The sequence below is a fragment of the Sunxiuqinia elliptica genome (assembly GCF_900113005.1).
Taxonomy (GTDB): domain Bacteria; phylum Bacteroidota; class Bacteroidia; order Bacteroidales; family Prolixibacteraceae; genus Sunxiuqinia; species Sunxiuqinia elliptica.
In genome coordinates, this window is the sequence record NZ_FONW01000013.1 from 120,569 (window position 1) to 126,568 (window position 6,000).

Consider the following 6,000-nt stretch of genomic DNA (forward strand, 5'->3'; position numbering starts at 1 on the left):
CATGGAACAAAATAGAGCGTATAAAAAGTGGATGTTTATTCTATTGCCGGCCTTGGCCATGTCGCTGGGATGGGGCCTGCGCGGACATATTGGTGGTGGCCCTTATGGAGCAATGATTCCCGGGGCTATGGTAGCCCTCAGTATTTGTTTGCTGCTTGAATTGCCTAGAACCTTTTCGGCGTTGGTGGTCGTGTTTGGCGTGGCTGGCGTGGGGATTGGTGGCGAGATGACCTATGGCCAAACACTCGGTTTTTTGCGAAACATGGACACGGTTTGGTGGGGGACCTTCGGCACCACGGTGAAAGGAGCTACCTGGGGATTCCTTGGCGGTATGATCCTTTCCTTGGGGTTTTTGCACCGGCAAATTCCCTTGAAAACACTGCTTTATGCCTACCTGTGGTTGTTTGTCGGAATGGTAATTGGCTTTAAACTGATTAACGATCCGATGGTTTTGTATTTCTCTTATCCGGAGAAACCACGCCCCGAGTCGTGGGCTGCCCTGTTGGTGGGGGGAATCGCCATGCTGACCTACCTGCGTTTCAAACTGCCAACGGTAAGCCGTCAGTTGGTAACCCGCTTTAGTTTGTGGGGACTCTTAGGCGGCGGCTTAGGTTTTGGGCTTGGAGGCTTCTGGTTTGTCGTTGGCGGCAAGCTGGGAGACGCTGTGATTTACCATGATTGGTGGAAAGCCATGGAGTTTTCGTTTGGCGCTTTGCTTGGGGCAGCTTTGGGCTTTGCAGCTTGGCTAAGCCGCAGGACGATTCAAGAGCTTGCCCAGGAAAAGTCAGATCTTGAAAACGAACATGGATGGGTTTACCAGGAGCTGTTGATTGGCTTGGGGGCTGGTTTGCTAATTTACTGGCTGGTGCCTTATACCCTGGAACCCTTTGCAGATGGAGCTTCCGGCACAGATTCTTTCATGATGGTGGGCTTGAGAACCGTCGCCACGATTTTGGTCAACTATGCTTTCTTTGGATTGATTCTGATTCTTATTGCTTTAAAGTTCCCGTGGGCAGCCTGGCAACTCGGAATTACCTTGACCTTTTGCCATGCCGCAATCGACTTGATACGGGACTTTTACCCGGATACCAATAGGTGGACGCCATTCACCATGTACTTCTTGTTTGTATTTTTACTGACTGCCAATGTTGGGGTGCTGGTAAGCTATTACAAGCAAAACGAACGGCTTGTCCGCAATCTGTTTTTGCTGTTGATCTGGGCGTGTATGCTGATTTCATTTGGACGCTGGGCACTTCATCCTGAACGCTTAAATATTGACGGGTTATCCTTCATGCAGGTTTTATTTGGGCGATTTGCTGTCGACCTGATTTTCTTTTCGGAGGCTGTGATTTTGACAGTCTTATTGAAAAGGTGGTTTGGCGATACCAAGCCTGAGCGCATCAAGGTAGCGAGCTATTCCCAATGACGGCGTTGTTTTTTTACCTACTTTCGATGAGAATGGCATGAAATCTTTTCGATGGTCTTGTTTGTTGTAGGAAATAATTCTGTTTATGATGAAGAAAGGGGTAAAGATAGCTTTGGGCGTTGTGCTGTTTCTTTTTGCAGCGAGCTTGGTGTGGGCTTATCTCAATATGGTTGACCGGCACCGTGGATATCGTGCTGATGTAAAAATAATTGAGCAAGAGCCTAGTCAGCTGCGGGTGGGATTTTCAGCGCTTCCGATTACACCCGATGTGCCAGACCGTTGGGAGGATGTCAACCAAGATGCCCGGTATGTGCCGGCAGATGGCGATTCATTTACCGATGGCAATGGAAATGGGAAGTTTGATCCGGTTTGGATTGCCGGATTCAGCAATCGGCGGGCTGCCAACGGAGTGCACGATGATTTGTGGGCCCGAACCATGGTCATTGAGGATGATCACACGCGCATTGCCTTGGTGGTGATTGATGCCATTGGTTTCATGCACGATGATGTGGTGGCCGTTCGAAAAAGCTTGCCGGATTCGCTGGAGCTTGACTATCTCATCATTGCATCCACCCATACGCATGAGGGGCCCGATTTGCTGGGCTTGTGGGGGAGTTCCTACCTGAAAAGCGGCGTTTCATCGGCTTACTTATCCTTTGTCAAAAAACAAATTGCGCAGTCGGTGGCTGATGCTGTTGAGCATCGGAAACCGGCTCGGTTGGAGTTGTCGCAGGACTTAACTGGCGCGGCACACCTGGTTAAAGATACCCGAAAACCCGAGGTGTTTGACTCGGGCATACGCCTGATTCGTGCGGTGGACAGCCGGACTGGTGAAACGTTGGGGACACTGATGAACTGGGCAGATCATCCGGAAACCTTATGGAGTCGAAACTTATTGATCTCATCGGACTTTCCTCATTTTGTGCGCGAAGGGATTGAAAAAGGTGTTTATCATGAGGGCAAATTGAAGAAAAAAGGGCTTGGCGGTATTACCCTCTATGCCAATGGAGCGTTGGGCGGCCTGATGGCGACACATCCGAGTTTGGCGGTCCGGGATCCGTTTACTGACGAAGAATACAAAGAACCATCTTTTGAGAAAGCGCATGCGCAAGGACAACAACTGGCTTTGCTGGCCCTGAATGCGATGGAGCAACCGGAGGCAGTGATTGAAAAAGCGGCTATTTCGCTGGTGGTTCGAACCATCAAACTCCCAATTGCCAACACCTTGTTTAAGTTGGGAACTGCATTTGGAGTTTTAAACCGGGGAACCGCCGGTTGGATGACCATGCGCTCGGAAGTGGCTGCCATTCAGATTGGGCCGCTTAGCCTGGTAACTATTCCCGGTGAGATTTATCCGGAGCTGGTTAATGGAGGGGTGGAAGCCCCGGATGGTGGCGATTACCAGATTGCACCACTGGAAGTTCCTCCAATTCGCGAGATGATGCCGGGAACCTACAAGTTTGTACTGGGGCTGGCTAACGATGAAATTGGGTACATCATTCCCAAAAGCCAGTGGGATGTTGAGGCTCCCTATACCTATGGGCGCGACAATTCGCCCTATGGCGAGGAGAATTCGCCTGGCCCTGAAACGGCACCTCTGATTCATCAAAACCTGAAGGAAATACTGGATGAACTGAAACAGTAAGTGAAGGTGAGATTGGCCTTGATGGAATCATGCTTCGCGGCTTAAATGAGCGCAAACAAACGGTGTAAACCTGACTTTGTATTATTCGTATATCGAATTGGTGTTTAATCTACTTTTCCTTTGGAATGAAGAAATTTTGGGTAAAACGGATGTTCAAACTACTTCTCACGCTGGTGCTGTTGTTTGTATTTGTGATGAGCTCACCGCGTTTATTGGGCTGGCTGTATCCCAATAGAGCACCAGTTGGGTATCATTTTGAGGAACTCGACTACCTGGCTGTAGGAGTTGGATTGGAAAGTTTGGTTGAACGAAAGCCGACTGTACCGTATGCCATTCACGAAATCAAGAACATTGAATACAAACGGGTGGGAGAGCGCTCCTTGCAACTCGATTTGTACTTGCCCAAACAACTCAACGAGCAAGCTCCGCTCTTGGTGTTTATTCATGGTGGAGGCTGGCGTAGTGGAAAACGAGCCGATTATTTGCCTTACCTGATCGACTTTGCCGAGAAAGGTTATGCCACGGCAACTGTTTCCTACCGCTTGGTGAAAGACAGCATTTACCTGGCCTGCGTTGAAGATATTCAGGATGCCATGCATTGGGTTTTTCAGAATGGGGAAAGCTACGGTTACGACACCTCGCGCGTGGCTTTGATTGGCGGATCGGCTGGTGCCCACCTGGCCATGTTGGCGGCCTATGGTTGGTATCGGGGTGAGGACAAACCGGCTAAATTTCCAATTAAAGCGGTGGTTGACATTTATGGACCAGTGGATTTCCGTACCGAGTATGCTCAAACTCAGCCCTTGGTGACCGACTTTATCGGGCATGCCTATGACGAAAAACCTGAACTGTATTGGGAGGCATCGCCAGCCCGCTACCTGAGTGCCGACGACCCGCCAACCCTGATTTTGCAAGGAACCTCTGATCAGTTGTTACCACCCAGCCAGTCGGATTGGCTGAAAGAAGAACTCGATCGCTTGGGTGTGCCTTGCGAGTATTACCGCTTTCCACTTTGGCCCCACGCCATGGATGTGGTCCAACGCGTAAATGACTACGCACAACTAAGAATGGACGCCTTCTTTGAGAGGTACTTGCTGTGAGCCTGTTTTGGCTCGTTACTATGCGGCCCCATGCTTTCGTCCCTGTTTACAAGTGTGGTAACATTTCTTTATCGGATCTTTACAATCAGGTGAAACCAAGTACGGTTTTGTGTTTTAGGACTTAGCGAAGCGACCAGTATGTGCCTGATATTTGAGTGCCCTATGAACATTCAGATAGAAAGGGAGTACCGAAGCTCGTATATGCTAGCGGGGCGGGCTATTCAATTATAACCAGTTATTTTTCTAATTCAGTCATTAACTGTTCAATATCATTTTTAAAATTTTCAGAGTATCCATCTGATTTATATCGTATAATTCCTTCTCTATCAATTAGCATTATCGTTGGTAAACTTCCCTTTTCGAATATATTCCCAAACCTAAACAGATCAAATTCTGCATTATGTTTGATTCTAAAGTTCTCAATGTCTGAATCTTTATCCGCATTCAACGCATTAGCATATAGAATTTTTAGTCCTTGGTCTTTATATTTGTTATGCAAATAATTAAATGTTGGAATAGATTTTATACAATACTGGCAGTGTACAAACCAAAATTCAAGAAGCAATAAGTTATTTTGGCATAAGTCCTTTAACATAGTCTTGTCGTTATTGTTTGGCACGTTATAAACACACCAATTTGGTATTTTATCTCCCACTTTCAGTTGACCTATGTATTGATGATTGGTGATATCAATTGATTTGTCAATTGACTCTTTCGAGAAGATCTGTAACTCATAACTGTTTAAAACATTGATATTGGAAAAAAAGATTTCTTTAGTCATGTTTTCACCATTTCCTATAGAAATTATTTTTTGTTTTATTGGTAAGAAAGTTTGTTCGTCAAATAAGATTTCAATTGAAGTATTTACACCAGTTTTATCAACAAGCCTACCATAATGCGCAACATCTTTTGCATGTATTTTTATCACATTATCATTTTCTTCAATTTCAAATTTTTCATCATTCTGTGCTTTAGTTAATTCCCAAAATATTGATATATAGGACTCTGGGCAACTAACGTTGCGTTCTTTCCATTCTGGCATTTGATTTAGGTCAACAACTGTAGCATTTCGCTTTTCTTTTTCCACAATGATATATTCTGTGCCATTATATTTATACAGTTTGTCTGAATAATCTGTATGAAAGTACGCTCCCATTAATTCATCTTTGCTTGTAAATAGTAGATTATGTATACCATCTGTCATGAAGGTATCTAAACTATTTTTCAAGATTAGTTTTGTCTGTACATGATACTCAACTTGAGAAACACCTTGAATTGAATTTAAAATTAAGTCGACTTTTTGAGAATATGTATTATTAAAGAATAATGCAAGATTTATGAGTATTAACAATGTATGCTTCATCTTTTTATTATTGGTTATAACTAGCGAGCACTAGCTAAGATTGTTATCTATCTTTTAGCAATTTTTTTAGGTGTTGTTATACCTCTAGATTCTGAGGGATAATAAGACCTATTCTGTAAGCTTCCCTAAAAATCGGACAGTTTAAAATTAGACAAATTATTAATTTTAAGCTGTAATTATGAAACGATCGACATTTAGTGAAGGCCAGATTCTGAAGATGGTCAAAGAGTATGAATCAGGCCGTGATGTGCAAAGTATTTGCCGGGAATACGGTGTCTCCCGGGCAACTTTCTACAATTGGAAGAAGAAGTATTCCGGGATGGATGGCAGCCAGGTCAAGCGTTTAAAAGAGCTGGAGGAAGAGAACCGCCGGTTAAAGCGGATGTATGCCGATCTAAGCCTGGATCACCAGATGCTTAAAGATATTTTAGGAAAAAAGTTCTGAAGCCCTGCGAAAAACGGGAAC

The 6,000-nt window shown here is 45.0% G+C and carries 4 protein-coding genes and 1 pseudogene; 4 read left to right on the plus strand and 1 reads right to left on the minus strand.

The genetic code is table 11. The features are described from left to right. The first annotated feature begins 1 nt into the window (after position 1). The 3 genes from BM156_RS18260 to BM156_RS18270 all read left to right on the plus strand — a co-directional run bounded on the left by BM156_RS18260 (position 2) and on the right by BM156_RS18270 (position 4,171). Positions 2-1,426, plus strand: a complete 1,425-nt coding sequence (locus tag BM156_RS18260; RefSeq protein ID WP_139218333.1) for a hypothetical protein — start codon at positions 2-4, stop codon at positions 1,424-1,426. 85 nt (positions 1,427-1,511) lie between these two features. Further along, a complete protein-coding gene (locus tag BM156_RS18265; RefSeq protein WP_093921349.1) occupies positions 1,512-3,071 on the plus strand; it encodes a neutral/alkaline non-lysosomal ceramidase N-terminal domain-containing protein in 1,560 nt (519 codons plus the stop codon). A gap of 149 nt (positions 3,072-3,220) precedes the next feature. Further along, positions 3,221-4,171: an alpha/beta hydrolase gene (locus BM156_RS18270; protein WP_170847011.1), complete on the plus strand. Its 951-nt coding sequence runs from the start codon at positions 3,221-3,223 to the stop codon at positions 4,169-4,171. Positions 4,172-4,406: 235 nt separating this feature from the next. Here BM156_RS18270 and BM156_RS18275 read toward each other — a convergent pair whose 3' ends face one another. Further along, positions 4,407-5,534 carry a peroxiredoxin family protein gene (locus tag BM156_RS18275; protein WP_093921351.1) on the minus strand — a complete coding sequence of 376 codons (1,128 nt, stop codon included), beginning with the start codon at positions 5,532-5,534 and terminating at the stop codon, positions 4,407-4,409. A gap of 178 nt (positions 5,535-5,712) precedes the next feature. On the opposite strand from BM156_RS18275, the pseudogene BM156_RS18280 reads away from it, so the two are divergent. Beyond that, positions 5,713-5,973 (plus strand): annotated as a pseudogene (locus tag BM156_RS18280) (transposase); the annotation flags it as partial. Positions 5,974-6,000 lie beyond the last annotated feature (27 nt).

What these genes read in the sequence shown, in the direction of transcription:
- BM156_RS18260 (WP_139218333.1), top strand. Translation starts at nt 2, where the DNA reads ATGGAACAAAATAGAGCGTATAAAAAGTGGATGTTTATTCTATTGCCG.
- BM156_RS18265 (WP_093921349.1), top strand. Translation starts at nt 1,512, where the DNA reads ATGATGAAGAAAGGGGTAAAGATAGCTTTGGGCGTTGTGCTGTTTCTT.
- BM156_RS18270 (WP_170847011.1), top strand. Translation starts at nt 3,221, where the DNA reads ATGTTCAAACTACTTCTCACGCTGGTGCTGTTGTTTGTATTTGTGATG.
- BM156_RS18275 (WP_093921351.1), bottom strand. Translation starts at nt 5,534, where the DNA reads ATGAAGCATACATTGTTAATACTCATAAATCTTGCATTATTCTTTAAT.